This window comes from Actinomadura madurae, assembly GCF_900115095.1.
Taxonomy (GTDB): domain Bacteria; phylum Actinomycetota; class Actinomycetes; order Streptosporangiales; family Streptosporangiaceae; genus Spirillospora; species Spirillospora madurae.
In genome coordinates this window covers 293,443-309,258 of the sequence record NZ_FOVH01000003.1, presented here as the reverse complement: position 1 = coordinate 309,258, position 15,816 = coordinate 293,443, and the positions used below count along the sequence as shown (strand labels likewise).

At 70.1% G+C, this 15,816-nt stretch carries 13 protein-coding genes; 4 read left to right on the top strand and 9 right to left on the bottom strand.

The window, feature by feature from the left end; translation table 11 throughout:
• Positions 1-51: 51 nt before the first annotated feature.
• The 4 genes from BM339_RS10995 to BM339_RS48575 are packed head-to-tail and all read right to left on the bottom strand — an operon-like array spanning position 52 to position 3,300.
• Positions 52-876: an EI24 domain-containing protein gene (locus BM339_RS10995; RefSeq protein WP_083597545.1), complete on the bottom strand. Its 825-nt coding sequence runs from the start codon at positions 874-876 to the stop codon at positions 52-54.
• Between the two features lie 11 nt (positions 877-887).
• Positions 888-1,757, bottom strand: a complete 870-nt coding sequence (locus BM339_RS10990; RefSeq protein WP_075020778.1) for an SDR family NAD(P)-dependent oxidoreductase — start codon at positions 1,755-1,757, stop codon at positions 888-890.
• 48 nt (positions 1,758-1,805) lie between these two features.
• Positions 1,806-2,930, bottom strand: a complete 1,125-nt coding sequence (locus tag BM339_RS10985; protein WP_075020777.1) for a hypothetical protein — start codon at positions 2,928-2,930, stop codon at positions 1,806-1,808.
• Positions 2,931-2,937: 7 nt separating this feature from the next.
• Entirely contained in the window at positions 2,938-3,300 is a 363-nt protein-coding gene (locus BM339_RS48575; RefSeq protein ID WP_075020776.1) for a Crp/Fnr family transcriptional regulator, read from the bottom strand.
• Positions 3,301-3,361: 61 nt separating this feature from the next.
• Here BM339_RS48575 and BM339_RS10975 point away from each other — a divergent pair, with 61 nt between their 5' ends.
• Both BM339_RS10975 and BM339_RS10970 read left to right on the top strand, forming a co-directional pair.
• A complete protein-coding gene (locus tag BM339_RS10975) occupies positions 3,362-4,225 on the top strand; it encodes a TIGR03619 family F420-dependent LLM class oxidoreductase (RefSeq protein ID WP_075020775.1) in 864 nt (287 codons plus the stop codon).
• 39 nt (positions 4,226-4,264) lie between these two features.
• On the top strand, positions 4,265-4,702 hold the full coding sequence (locus tag BM339_RS10970) for a nuclear transport factor 2 family protein (protein WP_021593011.1): 438 nt from the start codon (positions 4,265-4,267) through the stop codon (positions 4,700-4,702).
• Here BM339_RS10970 and BM339_RS10965 read toward each other — a convergent pair.
• Positions 4,689-5,654, bottom strand: coding sequence for an effector-associated domain 2-containing protein (locus BM339_RS10965; protein WP_143118359.1), 966 nt, complete (start codon positions 5,652-5,654; stop codon positions 4,689-4,691). The genes BM339_RS10970 and BM339_RS10965 overlap by 14 nt on opposite strands.
• 319 nt (positions 5,655-5,973) lie before the next feature.
• On the opposite strand from BM339_RS10965, the gene BM339_RS10960 reads away from it, so the two are divergent.
• Both BM339_RS10960 and BM339_RS10955 read left to right on the top strand, forming a co-directional pair.
• Positions 5,974-6,261, top strand: coding sequence for a hypothetical protein (locus BM339_RS10960; protein ID WP_075020773.1), 288 nt, complete (start codon positions 5,974-5,976; stop codon positions 6,259-6,261).
• Positions 6,261-7,481 carry an FxsB family cyclophane-forming radical SAM/SPASM peptide maturase gene (locus BM339_RS10955; RefSeq protein ID WP_075020772.1) on the top strand — a complete coding sequence of 407 codons (1,221 nt, stop codon included), beginning with the start codon at positions 6,261-6,263 and terminating at the stop codon, positions 7,479-7,481. Before BM339_RS10960 ends, BM339_RS10955 begins: the two co-directional genes overlap by 1 nt.
• A 12-nt stretch (positions 7,482-7,493) precedes the next feature.
• Here BM339_RS10955 and fxsT read toward each other — a convergent pair whose 3' ends face one another.
• The 4 genes from fxsT to BM339_RS10935 all read right to left on the bottom strand — a co-directional run bounded on the left by fxsT (position 7,494) and on the right by BM339_RS10935 (position 15,777).
• On the bottom strand, positions 7,494-11,666 hold the full coding sequence (fxsT, locus tag BM339_RS10950; RefSeq protein WP_075020771.1) for an FxSxx-COOH system tetratricopeptide repeat protein: 4,173 nt from the start codon (positions 11,664-11,666) through the stop codon (positions 7,494-7,496).
• Positions 11,663-12,682, bottom strand: coding sequence for an AAA family ATPase (locus tag BM339_RS10945; protein ID WP_075020770.1), 1,020 nt, complete (start codon positions 12,680-12,682; stop codon positions 11,663-11,665). Before BM339_RS10945 ends, fxsT begins: the two co-directional genes overlap by 4 nt.
• 25 nt (positions 12,683-12,707) lie before the next feature.
• Positions 12,708-14,186, bottom strand: a complete 1,479-nt coding sequence (locus BM339_RS10940) for a VMAP-C domain-containing protein (RefSeq protein ID WP_143118356.1) — start codon at positions 14,184-14,186, stop codon at positions 12,708-12,710.
• A gap of 208 nt (positions 14,187-14,394) precedes the next feature.
• The gene (locus BM339_RS10935; RefSeq protein WP_143118355.1) at positions 14,395-15,777 is read right to left on the bottom strand and encodes an MFS transporter; all 1,383 of its coding nucleotides are present in this window, start codon (positions 15,775-15,777) and stop codon (positions 14,395-14,397) included.
• Positions 15,778-15,816: the final 39 nt, after the last annotated feature.

The following is a 15,816-nucleotide window of genomic DNA, read 5'->3' as shown; positions in this document are numbered from 1 at the left end:
CTCATGGGTTTCCGGACGGTCATCACGACCAGGACACATCTTCCTATCGCCTCAGTGTTGCGCCGCCAGGCCCTCGGCGGGCTCCGGCTCTTCTGCCAGGCGCTCCCTGGCGAGCAGCGTGCCCCCCGCCACCGCGCCCGGCATCGCCAGCACCGCACCCAGGGGAATGAGGAACACCACAACAGTCGCCGCGCCGAACCCGACCGCCAGCGGCCGGTGCGCCTTCAGCCGCGCGAACCGCTCCTTGCGCCGCATCCCCCGCCGCTCCAGCGCGACCGAGGTCAGCTCGCCCGCCAGGAAGTACCCGGACACCAGCGCCGCCACCACCGGCACGACCGTCTGCCCCACCACCGGCAGGAACCCGCACGCGAAGAACACCACGGCGAACGCCAGCGCGACGAGCGCGAGGATCAGCGTGTCCTTGACCGCCCGGCCGATCTGCACCAGCAGCGGGACGTCCGGCTCCGGCGGCGCCCCGCCCTGCGACTCCTCCACCCGGACCGCGATGGCCTCGTAGAACGGGTCCCCGACCAGCAGCGTCACCGCCGTGAACGTGATCACCGCGAGGAACAGGGCCGCCCCGTAGATCGCGATCCCGGCGACGACGCGCGCCGACGTCCGCGCCGCGTCCGCCCAGCCGTCCGCGAACCCCGTCACCCACCCGGCGAGGTCGTCGATCTGCAACGCCAGGACGACCAGCGCCGTCCCGTACACGGCCAGCACGATCAGCGCGGGGACCAGCCCGAACAGCCACTGTGCCGGATGCCGGGCCATCCATCCGATGCCGCGCAGCAGATACCCGGCGCCGTTGAACACATCCTTGACCGCGGACGGCCTGGGCGGCTGCTCCTGCGGGGGAACGTACGGTTGGCTCACGCACCCTGACCCTATAGGGCGGGCAACCCCACAAGGCGGGAAGAACGCTCCCAAACAGCGCGCCTCAGTTCCGGGTCCTTCAGCGCGCCCACCGTCGGCAGCAGCCCGGCACCCGGAGTGGAACTGTGGAAGCCGCCGCTGCGCCCCTCGAACTCCTCGTCCAGCGCCAGCCGCAGCGCCATCCGCGCCCCCTGCGCCGGCGTCCGCACCACGGGAGTGCGCGACAGCAGCGCCCCGACCCGCTCGCTTCCCGGGATCTCCCTGCTCAGACCGGTCGCGGCGAACCCGGGACACATCGCGTTCACGGTGACCCCGCTGCCCTCCATCCGCCTGGCCAGCTCCTGCGCGAACAGGATGTTGAGCAGCTTCGACCGCCCGTAGACCCGCAGCGACCCGGCCGCCCCGTACGCCCCGGGCTCCGCCATCCGCTCGACGTCCAGCCGGTCCGACTGCCGGTGCGCCTCCGACGCCACGACGACCACCCGCGACGGCGCCCCCTTCTCCAGCAGCCCGAGCAGCAGGTTCGTCAGCAGGAACGGCCCCAGATGGTTGGTCGCGATCATGCGGTCGTACCCGTCCGCGCTGACCTTGGCCCGCAGGAGGTGCACGCCCGCGTTGTTCACCAGCACGTCCAGCCGGTCGAACCGCTCCTCCAGCGACGCCGCGACGCGCTGGACGTCCATCAGCACCGACAGATCCCCGATGAACGTCTCGACCCGCGCCCCGGGAACGTCCCGCGCCAGCTCCTCCACGGTGGCCGCGGCCCGCACCTCGCTCCGGCAGACGATCCCCACCAGGAACCCGGCCCGCGCCAGCCCCCGCGCGACCTCCTTCCCGATCCCCGACGTCCCCCCAGTGACCACCGCGACCCGCGCCTCCATCCCCCCACCGAACCACCCCCACCCCACCCCCGGCAACACACCCCCCGGTCAGCCCACTGCCGCTCGCCGGAGGCCGACCTGCAACCTCAGCAGCAGGCGTCGCCACTCGGGCAGCAGCAGCTCGACGAGGACGTCGTCCCTCACGTCTCGCCCGTCCCGGCGCGTCTCGCTCCATGCGCGTACAAGATCGACCGCCCGCCGCCGTCGCCGACGATCGCCGTAGGCGGCCCAGACGAGACACTCCACAATGCCTGGACGCAGGTCCGGACGCGCCAGCGCGGTGTCCAGCCACAGCTCCGCCACGTCCACGACGCCCCGGTCACCCGCCAGAGGCTCTCCCAGCGCGACCTGCCAGGCGAAGGCGCAGTCCTCCGGGTCGACGGCACCCGGCCCTGTGAGCATCACCGCGTGCCCATGCTCGTCCCGCCCGGACGCCAGGGCGACGAACAGTGCCGAGCCGAAACGAGCCCGCTCCGGAGTACGGCCGAACGGGTCGTCGTGGACGTCGTTGACCCAGCCGAGGGCAGCGCGAACAACCTCCGCGGGGTACTCGGCGGCCAGCGTCTCGGCCGCGCCCATCGCGAGGGGACCGAACCTGCCGCCCTCCGCCGCGAGGTTCCCGACGGCGTCCAGGACGGCGCGCAGCCGGAGCGGGCCGGCACCGTCCGGGCCTCCCCTCACCAGGTCGACCAGAACCCGCAACGCCACGCCCGCGAGCCCGGCCCCGTCCCGCTCGGACGAGCATCGGACCGCCGCCTCGCACCACTCCAGCGCCGCCTCGAAGACCTCGCGGCGGTGGACCCGCGCCAGCCCGCCGGCCGCCTCGGCCACCTCGTCGCGCACCTGGGCGTTGCCGAACGTCGCCAGGTGCTTCAGCCGGGTCATCGCAATCGACGGATACGTCTCCCCGAGCACCTGCCCGACTCGGACGATCGTCAGCTTCAGGGTCTGCGCTGCCCTCCGCTCCCGCGACCACTCGTACAGCCCCGTCCGGACCCGCCCGCCGACGACCGGGTGCAGACACGTCCGGGCCAGCGCCACGTAGGCGAGGTCGGCCTCCTCCCGGCGAGCCCACGCCTGCGCCGTCTGCAGGATCTTCCCGGCCGCCCCGTTCTCGGCGGCCAGGTCTGCGAAGACCTCGGCGACCTGGCGGCGCAGCGGGACGTCCAGCATCGCCGTTTCATGATCGTGCGCCCGCGTTCGGTCGAGACGACGCCGAGCTCACGCAGGCGCGCCAGCTCGGCGGCGACGACACCGCGGGAGAGGCCGACCGCCTGGCCGATCTCCTGCTGGCCGAGGCCCTCGCCGACCGGTCGCCTCCGCCGAGCACGGCGATCTCCCCGAGCAGCTCACCGGGCCCTCGCACGGCGAGGAGCAGCACCTGGCCGTCCGGGAGCGTCATCAGCGCTTTGACGCGGCCCGCCGTCAGAAGAAGGACATGGGTCGCAGGGTCACCCTGGCGAAGCAGGACGTCCCCCGCACCGAACCTCCGCTCCGCGCCCGCCGCGACGAGCAGCTCCCAGGTCCGTTCCGAGACATCCACGACCACATGATGCGCCCGGGCGGTCTGGCATGGAACTGGAACGCGTTCTAGTATTCGGGCCATGAGGTTCACCTACGCCGAGGCCATGACCGATCCGTCCTTCTACCTGCCGCTGGCCAGGGCGGCCGAGGAGGCGGGCTACACGAGCATGTCGGTCGCCGACTCGCTGGTCTATCCGAAGGAGTCGGACTCGGTGTATCCGTACACCCCCGACGGGAACCGGGAGTTCCTGGAGAACAAGCCCTTCATCGAGACGTTCACGCTGATCGCGGCCATGGGGGCGGTCACCAGCACGCTCCGGTTCACTCCGTTCGTCCTCAAGCTGCCGGTCCGCCCGCCCGTCCTGGTCGCCAAGCAGGCCACCTCGGTCGCGTGCCTGACGAACGGGCGCCTCGGGTTCGGCGTCGGGGTCAGCCCGTGGCGCGAGGACTTCGAGGTCATGGGCGTCCCGTGGGAGCGGCGCGGGAAGCGGATGGACGAGGCCATCGACATCGTGCGCGGCCTGAGCGGCGGCGAGTACTTCGAGTTCCACGGCGAGCACTACGACATCCCGGCGATCAAGATCAATCCGGCGGCGCCGTTCCCGATCCTGGTCGGCGGGCACAGCGAGCCGGCGCTGCGCCGGGCCGTGGTGCGCGGGGACGGCTGGATGCACGCGGGCGGCGACGATCTGGACGCCCTCCTGGTCAGGCTGAACCAGATCCGGGAGGCCGAGGGGAAGGCGGACGGCCCCTTCGAGATCCACGTCATCTCGATGGACGCCTACACGCCCGACGGTGTCAAGCGGCTGGAGGACAAGGGCGTCACCGACGTCATCGTCGGCTTCCGGGTGCCCTACACCAGGGAGCCCGACACCGAGCCGCTCGCCAAGAAGATCGAGAACCTCGAACGGTACGCCGAGACCGTCATCGCCAAGGCAGGCTGAGCCTCGACGGGGAAACGAGAACACGTTACAGTCCGGCGCATGGACGCCATCACCTGGGACGCCCCGGACTCCGACCACCCGGCCCGCCGCGCCGCCCGCGCCTCCATGACCGCCGTCTCCGAGGGACGCAAGGCCGACTGGCTGGACCTCTTCGCCCCCGAGGCCCTGATCGAGGACCCGGTCGGCCCGTCCTTCCTCGATCCGTCGGGAAAGGGCCACCGGGGCCGGGAGGGCACCGAGGCCTTCTGGGACGACTTCATCTCCACGATCGCCGGCTTCCGCTTCGCCATCGCCGACTCCTTCGCCAACGGACCGTGCTGCGCGAACGTCGCGACCATCACCACCACGACCCACGACGGCGCCACGATGACCATCGACTGCGTGCTCATCTACACGGTGGACGACGGCGGCCTCATCACGTCCCTGCGCGCCCACTGGGAACCCGACCGGGCCATGGCCACGGTCACCAAGGCATAGGCGAGTCGTCACCCGGCGGCAGCAGGGCCTGGGCGATCGTCCGCTCTGTGCGGCGCACCGCCATCGACTCGCCCACGAACCCCTTGACGGCCTGGAGGAACTGCTGCAACCCGCCCGGATAGTCCAGGCACGTCTGCACGATGGCGAACAGGTCGGCCCGCGCCTCCCCCGACCGGGGTATCGCCCCGGCGATCTCCAGCGACAGCGCGCCGACCACCTGGTCGCGCCCCCGCTCGGCGCGGAGCCGGGGGATCTTCAGCAGCTCGTCCACGATGCGGAACATCGACGCGGGCGGAAGCTCCTCCACCATCGCCGGCAGTTCCCAAGGCTCCGGCACGCCGCCGTCTTTCTCCACCTCGTTCTTCTCGGGCACGGCCGGAACCGCGGCATCCCCGGGCCGCACCCCCGGCACCATGATCCACGCGTCGTCGGCGGTCTCCTTCACCCGCACCTGGACGGGGTAGTAGTCGCCCGGATCGACGAGCCCCCGCCCGTGGCTCACCACGTCGTCGTACACCCGCCGCGAGACGATCACCGCGATCCCGGTCTCCGCCGCGGCCACCGCCTCCTTCAGCTGGGCCGCGTCCAGCAGCCGGAACGCGTGAGTCAGCGCCGTGCTGACGATGCCGTGCCCGTCCGCCTCGGCCTCCCCCACGTTGACCGCCACCCGCAGCCGCATCCGCGCGGCCTCGTTCGCCCCCGCGTTGTGATGCCGCACCTCCGCCCGCAGCCGCTCGACCACCGTCGTCAGCAGCACCTCCGTGCCGACACTCGGCGGGAGGACGACCATCACCCCGTCCCCGCGGTCCTCGTGGTGGCAGTCGTCCATGCGGACCCCGGCGTCCGCCAGGCTCAGCTCAAGCCCGTCGTACATCGCCTTCCGGACCCGCACCCGCACCGGATCGACGCGCTCCGCGCCGCTGAACCCGGCGATGTCGCACACGAGGAACACGCACATCCCTGCCGGCCGCCATCCCTCCGAGGCCGGTCGCACAGTCTCCGTCACGGGCACCTCACCGATGGGTCGCTGCGATTCCCACTGTGCAACCTTCCTGCAACCTCGGCAAGGAAAATGCGTCACCCGTCACAGGCCCGCCGACGCCGCCGCATTAACGATGCCGGGAGCACCCCAACGCCCCCAACGGCGGCCGGCCGCCGTCCCGGGGGACGATCACGATGAAGAACCTCGGCGTGTCTCTGTCGTTTCCTCGTCCCACGCGGCTCTCCGGTCAATATGATCCTCAAGGATCACGGCGTTACGCTGGTGACCCTTGACTCGGCAGAAGAATCCCGACGACACCCATACGCTTGCGGAACAAGAGGGGGAGGCGGCCGTGGCGGCCACTCAAGCCAACGCGTCAAAGCCCGAAATTCACACGGCCCCCTTTATCGGGAGCCCTCCCGCGCTCTCCGAACTGGACGCGGCGAACCTGCCCGCCGGAACCGTCCTCGCCATCGCCGTCCCGGCCGCCGCGACCCAGCGCCGCGACGCCGGCCCGGTAACAGCCGGCTTCGACAACAGGCTATTGGCCGACCCCGTGTTGGCCGACGACTCCTGATGCTCGGGGCCGAGACCGTGGAGTGGCCGTTCGACGGTCTCGACCTTTCCGCTCTTCAGGACAGCGGATGGCGGCCCGTGCCCATCTCGGAGGTCGTGCTCAAGGTCCACGGCCGCTGCAACCTGGCCTGCGACTACTGCTACGTCTACGAGGGCGAGGACCAGTCGTGGCGGACGCGTCCCGCCGCGATGTCGTCCGAGGTGATCGCCGCCACGGCCGCCCGGTTGGCCGAGCACGCCCGCGAACACGCGCTCCCCAAGGTGACGGTCGTCCTCCACGGGGGCGAGCCGCTGCTGGCAGGAAGAGTGTCTCTGGCCGAGACCATCACGCTGATCCGCGCGGCCATGCCGTCCACCTGCGAGGTCGAGGTGTGCACCCAGACGAACGGGGTGCTGCTCACCGACGCGATGCTGGCGATGCTGGACGAACACGACGTGGGCGTGTCGGTCAGCCTCGACGGTGATCGCGAAGGCCACGACCGGCACCGGCTGCGCGCCAACGGGCGCGGTAGTCACGCCGACGTCATGCGCGGCCTGAACCGACTGGCAGGCTCATATCGGCGGCTCTACCAAGGGCTGCTCTGCACGGTGGACCTCGACAACGATCCGGTCCGGACGTACGAGGCTCTGCTGGAGACGCGGCCACCGGGCATGGACTTCCTGCTGCCGCACGGAACCTGGCAGGCTCCGCCGCCCCGCCGTCCCGTCGAAGGCGGCGGCACGCCCTATGCCGACTGGCTCATCGCGGTGTTCGACCGCTGGTATCAGGCGCCCCGCAAGGAAACGGGCGTCCGGTTGTTCGAGGAGATCATCAACCTCCTGCTCGGCGGGCAGAGCCGCAGCGAGAACATCGGGCTCTCCCCCGTCGCCATGCTCGTGGTCGACACCGACGGAACCCTCCAGCAGGTCGACACGCTCAAGATCTCCTACGCCGGTGCGCCCGAGACCGGCCTCACCGTCTTCGACCACCGTTTCGACGACGCGCTGCTGCACCCCGGCGTGGTCGCCCGTCAGATCGGGCGGGCGTCGCTGTCGGACACATGCCAGAAGTGCGCGGTCCGCGACATCTGCGGCGGTGGCGGCTACGCGCATCGCTACCGGGAGGGCAGCGGCTACCTCAACCCGTCCGTGTACTGCCCCGACCTGCTGAAACTGATCAGCCACATCGGCCGGACCGTCCAGCACGATCTGGCCCTCGCCCAGCCCGCCCGGAGCCGCTGACCTCACCCGTGCTCACAGAGGGGCGGGTTCGATATCGCATTCGAGGAGACCGCCGCGTTCGACCACTTGTACGTCGGGGTGGTCGCGGCCGAGTACGCGCACGAGGGAGGCCAGCACCCGGTCGACGTTCTGCTCTCCTGCTCCCATGGCGGCGCGAGCACGCTCCAGGTTGAGGGCGGCGGCGAGCGAAATGGGATGCCGCTCACCGAGGAAGGCGACCAATTTCGGCTGCACTTCGGACAGCAAGTGGGCCGCAGCCTCCAGTTCACCGAGCAGATAATAATCGTTGGCGAGACCCACCGACCCGCACAGCGCATAGTAATGGTTCGGCCCGAGAATTCCACCGGCCTCGAGACCCGCCAACGCGGCCTGATCGGTTTCCTGTGCCGTGTACACCTCCGCGAGACGCCGGAGCACGACCGCCCGGTCGATGGCACAGACGTGAACGAAGGGGTGGGATTCCCCCATCTTCCGGCGATAGCAGTCCAGTGCCTCGTCGATGAGCGGCAAGGCGTCGGCCGGACGTCCGATCGCGCTGGTGGTCAGCGCCAGGCAGATCTTGCTGGCCAGCGTGTTCAGATGCTCCTCACCGAACCGGCGGACATGGGCGGCCACCGTCTCGGTCGCCAGGCGGTGCGATTCCTCGAAGCGTCCGAGTTTCCGCAGGGTGCTCGCATGGCTCATCTTCGCTTGCAGCACCATCGCGTGTCCGGGACCGAGAACCGGCCGCAAATTGGCGAGGCTCTCGGCCTGCATCGCGCAGGCCTCGTCGTACTGGCCTAAAGCATGCAGGTCACGGGCGAGATGATGGTTGATACGGAATTGCTGCCTGTAGGGCTGGCCAGGCTGCTTCAGCCTGTGCCAGACCTCAAGGTCGATATCGTATGCCCTTTGGAAGTCGCCCAGAATCCGCAGATCGAGGGCGAGGTTGGTGGCGGAGACCTGCGTGTTGGGGCTGGCGGCTCCCTGAAGCTCACCCATGCGCCGCCAGGCGTCGAGATCCACCTCGTAGGCCCTGCGGAAGTCACCACGAAATCGCAGATCGGCACCGAAACCCGTGGCGGCGAAGAGGGTCTGGATGTGGTCGTCCCCGAACTTGCGGCGAGTCCGCGCCAATATGTCCTCGCTGAGGTCCGCGGCCGCGCTGTTCTCTCCCAGATCGCGCAGCGCGTTTGCGAGGACGCGGGAAATGTCCAGGACCGTGTCGTCGTCGAGCCCGTACCGCTCCAACCAGCGTTCCAGCGCGATCTCCGCCAGCCTGCGGCTGCCTTCGTACTCACCCGACATGTAGAGGAAGCTCGCCTGGTCGACCCCCACGAACCGGATCTCGGGATCGTCCGACTCGAACACCCCCGAGGGAACCACGTGGGGGGTGATCTCCGAGCGGCGCTCCCATGTGGACTCCACCTCCGGCGGCTCGTCCGGAGTCGCCGCGGCGAGGATCACGTGGACATGCCCCTGCACCCGGCGCCGGCCGTCCTCTTGGAGCCGCTCGTTGAGAATGGCCCGGACGAGCCGGTGGACCTGGAGGGTGGCCGACTCTTCGTCGAAGCGAGCGAGCGAGAACCGGGCGATGGCCCGCATCACGTCGCGCAGGCGCGTCTCGTCGGCCAGCAGGCCGGTCAGTTCCTCGGGCAGCACGGCCGACTCACCGGCGGCCAGCAACCCGCAGGACACCGGCTCGGGATCGAAGACGGCCCACAGTTCCAGCAGTCTCCAGGCGACGGCGTCCTGCTCCTGGAGCAGGTCCAGGTTCAGGCTCACCGCGGCGGCCAGCGGTCCAGGCAGGTCCTCGCTCGGCGAGCCGGCCACGGTGAGTTCAGTTAGCCGCTGGTCCAGCAGCGACAGATAATCCTCCACCGTGCCACCGGTGACCGCCTGCCACGCCGCGGCCTGATGGACGGCCAGGGGAAGGTCGCCGACACGGTCGGCGAGCAGGTCGGCCTCGGCGCCGGAAAGGCGCGGCACCAGGCGCCGGAGGAAGGCGATGCTCTCCGAGCGTTCGAAGACGTCGACGTCGACCACCGACGCGTGCCGTTCCCAGCTCCGGTCGCGCGAGGTCACCAGCACATGGCGGCCGGCCTCCAGGCTCGGTTCAAGGCCGTCGACCGACAACGGGGTGAGCGGGACGACCTGGTCCGGCTCCTGGGCGTTGTCGTATATGAGCAGCCAGCGGTCGTAGGGCCTTCCCGCGCGCAACGCACGCAGAACGCCGTCGACGGTGCCCTTGATGTCGTCGCTCATCGGCATTCCGAGCTGCCGCGCCAGGACCGCCAGCGCCGCGCGGGCGGAGGTCGCCTGCTCGGCCGGGATCCACCACACCAGGTCGTAGTCGCCGGCGTGGCGGTAGGCGTACTCCACCGCGAGATTGGACTTGCCTTCTCCCCCCATACCGGCCTCCGACTGCGGCAGGAGCGCAGCCATGCCGTCTCGCAGGGCAACCTGGATCGCCGAGAGAAGCCGGTCACGTCCGATGAAGTCGGGATTGCGGCCGGGCAGCCCGCTGCGGGGCACCGGCACAGGTTCGGGGCGCGGCAACGCGTCGGCCCCCATGGAGGGCGTCGTCGCCGCATCGGTCAGCTCGGCGTCAGAGGACGCCGGCGCGCCTGCACCGTCGCTCGTCAGCTGCTTCGCCATCTCGCGGTACGGGCCGCCGAGCCCCATCAGTGCCTGGGCCGCCACCTGCGCGAACGGCAGGTCGGGCGGAAGCTCCACCTCCCCGCGGCCCACCGCGGCGAGGAACGCCGGGAAGTCCAGGGACGAGCCGATGCGGTCCCGGACGACACCCCACACCGCGCGCAGCACCTGGAGCACCTCACGCCTGCGCAGGCCTTTGAGGAGGATCTCGCGGACCCCGTCATGGAACTCGTAGGCGATCTCCTCCTCGCCTCCGTCGACCGGACGGCCCACCATGCGCAGCAGTCCGCTGAGGAAAACCTCCGCCAGGTCGGCCGACGTCGATGCCGGGAGCATCGCGCTCTGGACGAGGCGCATCACAGGCAGCCGCAGCGGTGCCGCGGCGAGGAACGTCGCGAGTCTGAACGCCGTCGGCGACGAGGATGCACGGAACTGCTTGACCCGCATCTCCGGCGACAGCGCGTCGGGAAGGGTGTCGGCGGGCGGCCGGGGCGCCGCCGGACGCCCGGTGAACAGGGCGGCGCCCATGACATCCCGCCCACCACGCGCGACCATGCCCGCCCAGGATCGCAGCCAGCGCTCGCTCAGCTCGACCACCGGGATCGGGATGCCCTCGGGACGGGCGTCGGGCAATTGGAGTTGCGTCCGCGTCACGGCGAGCTGCTCGTTGGCCACCCCGGGCCCGGACGCGTCGAACCGCACCGGCTCGATGGCCGCCGCGGTGCGCCACCACAGGCGCTGGGGAAGCGGCTGGGCGATGGCGACGGTCCCGGACCGGCCCCACCGGTCGAGCAGCGCGGCGGCGCGGCCGTCCTCCCACGCCGCACCGATGCAGTCGCTGACGACCAGGATGAGTCGCCGGCCCGTCGGGTCGACCAGTTCGTCCGGGTCGCGCTCCGCGCCCGCCTCGAAGACCGATCCGGTCCGCAGGGACAGCCCGCGCGCGCCGGTGTCCAGGTACCACGTCCTCATGTCACGGAAGGCGCCGAGCTGCTGCAGCAGCAGCCCCAGTTCCTCGACCGTCCGCCGCCACACGACCATCGATGGGCCAACGTCCGCGACCAGGTCGAGGTCGTGCCGGCGTTCCTGCGCCGCGACCATGACGGGCTCGCACACCCCGGTCTCGGCGATGCGCTCCGCCGTCGCCTCCTCGTCGAGATGCTCGCGCGTCAGCGACGGGACGGTCGCGCGCAGCGGGCGCAGGGCACGGGACAGCTCCAGCGCGCCCGAGATGGCCGGCATCGCGGGCATCCGGACGGGGAACGCGGTCGCCGGCACCTCCTGACCGGTCAGGTAGAGCCCCGCCTCCGGTGACCGCCGCGGCGGAGGCTCCCGCTCGGGCGCCGCGGGCGGCTCGGGCGGGTGCGCGGAGCGCGGCGGCGGATCGGGAGAGCCCGCTCCGCCGGGGTCACCGGAGTCGTCCGTCCCCAGCCGGGCCCCGCCCTCGTGCGTCCGGAACCAGTCGGCGAGCCACAGCGCGTCCGCCAGCTCACCCGGCGTGGGCTCCGGTTCGAGCGCCTGCAGGGCCTCGACGAGCCGCTTGATCATCCCGCGCCGGGCCTCTCGATCGGGCGGAGCACGGTCTCGAGCAGCTGCTCCAGCTTGGCCTCGGGCGGCCTGCTCCCGGAGGTCGCGAGGTAGACCGCGTTGAGAAGCTGGTCGGTGGCGAGCGCCCCGTCCGCGCGGCGGGCGAGGAAGTCCTCGATGAGCCCGTCGCTCACCGCCCTGGCGTCGGCGCCCAGATGCGCCTCGATGATCTCCGCGAGCCGGTCCCGGCCGGCCGGCTCGATCGTCAGCCGGATGCACCGGCGCAGGAAGGCGGGCGGGAACTCGCGCTCGCCGTTGCTGGTGATGATGACGATGGGGAAGTTCGCGCACCTCACCTCGCCGTGGTCGATCGGTACGCGGGCGCCGCCGTCCGCCGTCATCACATGGATGCGCGACTGCTCCTCCGGGAGCCGCTGCAACTCCAGGATGGTGAACCGGCCTTCCTCGAACACGTTGAGCAGGTCGTTCGGCAGATCGATGTTGCTCTTGTCCAGCTCGTCGATGAGCAGGACGCGCGGCAGATCGCCGGGCAGGAGCGCGGTGCCGAGGGGGCCGAGACGGATGTAGCGGCCGATGTCCGGCGGCTCGGCATCGTCCGCCCGGTCGCCCATGCCGCGCAGGCTGGTCTCATGGAGCCGGCCGATCGCGTCGTAGTTGTAGAGCCCCTCCTTGAGCGTGGTGTTGCTAGTGATCGACCAGGACAGGACGGAGCCGAGCCCCAGTTCGTAGGCGACGTTCTTGGCGAGGGTGGACTTTCCCGATCCCGGCTTTCCCGTCACCAGCAGCGGGCGCCGCAGCAGGATGGCCGCGTTGACCCTGTCGACCACCGATTCGTCCGGCCGGTAGGAGATCGCCTGCTGCAGATCCCGCTGCAGGCGGCCCTCCGCCGCTTCCTCGGTGCTGAACCGGCGCCAGGGCGGGGGCGGCGGGAGCCGCCGCACCCGCTCGTGCGGCCGGCTGTCGCCCCGGTAGACGCGCCAGTCACCGTCCAGGCCTCTGGTCTCTGCTTCTGTCATGGTGGACGCCTTCCGGGAGACGGTGCTAGGCGGGCGGCCGTAGCTGGACGTAGGGCTCGGGTACGCGATCGGCATCGTCGAACACGAGGGTCAGATGCAGCCCGAGGTGGCCGCCTCCAGCGCCCTCGGCCCCGGCGGACAGGGCCTGCCGCCGCAGTTCCCTCGTCCGGCGCGGCAGCTTCATCAGGTCCGCCGCCAGCAGTTCCTTGACCTCCCTGGCGAAGCGGGCCGGGTCGCGCCCGTCCCGGCACCAGGCGACGACGGGAATTCCCGCGACCAGCCCCACCCAGTGTTCGTCCGGGACATCGCTCGCGCCCGCCCAGGGAGGGAAGGCCAGCGCGAGCACGGCCGTGGAGGCCTTCGACAATCTCGAGTACAGCTCCTCTTTGTCGTATTCACCACGCCGGCTCAGCAGGCAGACGGGGGCGTCCACCGAGTTGCCGGACAGCCATCCCCATTTGTGCCGCCAGTCGGGATGGATCGCCGCGTGGCGCATCCGGTCCAGGCTGCGCACGACCACGGGGTATCGGATGCCGATCCGGTGCTCGAGTCCCGCGATGTTGATTCTGCATTGTTCGAACGGATGGTCCAGCAGAGGACGCGGCAATATGAACTCGATGGTGAGATCGGGGTTACGCCGGTTGACCACCAGGCTGTCCGAAGTGAGCAGCCGTTCGAGGAGTTCGGGGATCCTGCTGAGCGGCAGGGCCTCGTCGCTGCACTGCAAGGTGTCACCGGGCTCCCGGCCGACCTGGAGCCACGCGGTGACGAGGTAGCGATCGGGCTCCAGTGCATCAGGGGTGCACCCGATGATCAGGTAGTTCTCGGACGGTTCCGAGTCAGGCGGCGCCGTCAGCGACGCCTGGCGGCGCTGAAAGAGCACGCCGTCCAGGCCTTGTGCCGCCATCTGGCGGCGCAGCCAGTCCCGGAAGGCCGGCCCGGTCGGATAGCCGGCATGCTCGGCCAGGTCGTCGACGAACGCCAGCAGCGGCGGCACCCCGTCGTCGCCGGCGGGCATGTCCTCAAGCAGCGCGACCACGTCGTGCAGGCTGCGGATCTCACGATCCAGCTCCGGCCACGCAGGCCCGACCGCCCGCCGGTACAGCATCGGAAACCTGGCCAGATGGGGGAGCCCGGGGTCGGTCTGCTCCAGCGAAGTGATCAACTGATGAAGGTCGCGCCGTTCGGCATGGTCGAGCCATGGTTCCGGGAGAAGCTCCCGGACGAGATCACCGAGAGCCCGCACCGACAGGCTCCCCTGGTAGAAGGTCTCGAGAATGCGCACGAGAACCTGTGCGGCACCCGGGTATTTGAGAAGGACGTCGACCAGCAGCAGGACGTCGAGCATTTCCTGGTCATGGTGCACGAGCGGCAGCCGGTGGCCGAGCTCGCGTTCCAATGTCTCCAGGAGAACCGTACGGCCGCGTTGCACGCGCATTGCGTCGATTCGCAGGATCGCCTGGACCAGCCGATGTTGATCATCGACGTTCAGCGACGTGATCAAACGCCCCGCCTCCGACCGGAAGATGCCCAAGAAAGCCGACATGGTCGACGCGCAAAGCGTACCCCCACGGAGCACCCAGAGCGGGCGCTCACCCGTCAACTCGGAAGCGACCGGAATAGGACCGCGATAATGTGTCATCTCACACAGATCGGGCGAAACGAAGGTGGTTAAGGCTTCCCGAAGAAGGGCGGAGTCCGCCAATCGCAGGCTACGCGTTCCCGCTCGCCGACGCAGCACTGCCCACGGGCAGCTTCTCTCCGGGTACCGCATCGCTCGGCGCCTCGGCCACCGCATCGTTCCGCGCCCCGGTCTCCGCCTGCCGGACACGTCCGGGAGGGTGGGCCAGGAGGCAGACGACGCCGGCGATGGCGAGGAAGGCGCCCGCCACGAGGACGGCCGTCATCCGGGTCCCGAAACGGCTTATCACGTATCCCCCGGCGGAAGCGCCGAGCGCTACCGCACCGGTCGTCAGGAACTGGGTGACCCCTTCGACTCTGCCCAGGACGTCCTTGGGAATGACCTTGCTCTGGTGCACCGCCAGCGCGACGTTGATGTAGGCGCCCATGAAGCTGCAGGCGCCCCATGCGCCGATGCCGATCCGCGGGTCGTCCGCGGCGGCGACCACCACGATGAGGGGGACCCAGAGCAGCACGCAGCATTTGATCGTCAGGACGGGCCTGAGCCATCGCACCACTGCGGAAGCGGTGATCGCACCAAGGAACCCGCTCACACCCGACGTGGCGAGCATCGCACCGATGACCGTGCCGGTGAAGTGCCGCCGCTCAGCCTCGACAACGAGCAGCAGAATCACAATCTGGAAACCGGCGTTGGCGACCGCACAGGCACCGAACGCGACGAGAAGCAACCGGTCACGAGCGATATGGCCCAGCCCCTCCCGCAGGGAGGGCAACGCCTTCCTGCTCGATGCCCGGGAGGCCCCTCGCAGGGTCGGGTCAGACTTGAGATCACCTTTGAGGCAGGCGATAGAAATAAGAGATATGCACGTGGTCGCCGCATCCAGTATGTAAGGGAATTGCCGTCCAAAGGTGAACAGCAACCCTCCTACCGGGCGCCCGAGCACCAAGGCCAGATGGTGGCGCGCCTCGCTCTTGCCCATCTTGCTCTCGGCTTCGCAGTCCGGCACCACATGGCGCACCGCCGCGAGCTCGGCTATCCGGAAGAAGACGGCGCACGAGCCATCGATCACCGCGGCCACGACGAAAACCGCCCAGGGGGCGGGGAGAAAGATGAGACAGCAGATGAGGACGACCGAATTGACCAGCCGGAGCCCCTGGCTGATCGCCATGATCCATCGGCGGTCGTAACGATCGACGAGCAGCCCGACCGGTAGGTGCAGTACCAGCCCCGGCAGCGTGTTGGCGGCGGCCACCCAGCCCGCCACGATCGGCGAACCAGTCAGCGCCAGCGCCAGCAGCGGGTTGGCCGCGGCCGCCCCCAGCGTGCCGAGCTGCGAGAGCACCGAACCGCTCAGCAACAGACGATAATTGCGAACCCAGACTGGTCGCGGAGGATCAGAATCGGCTGCCGCGCCTTCACCCGGAAGGCTCATTTCTGCTGAGGCGGCGGCCACCTTCTGACTTCTCCTCGCTTCGGACCGCGGGCACCACCG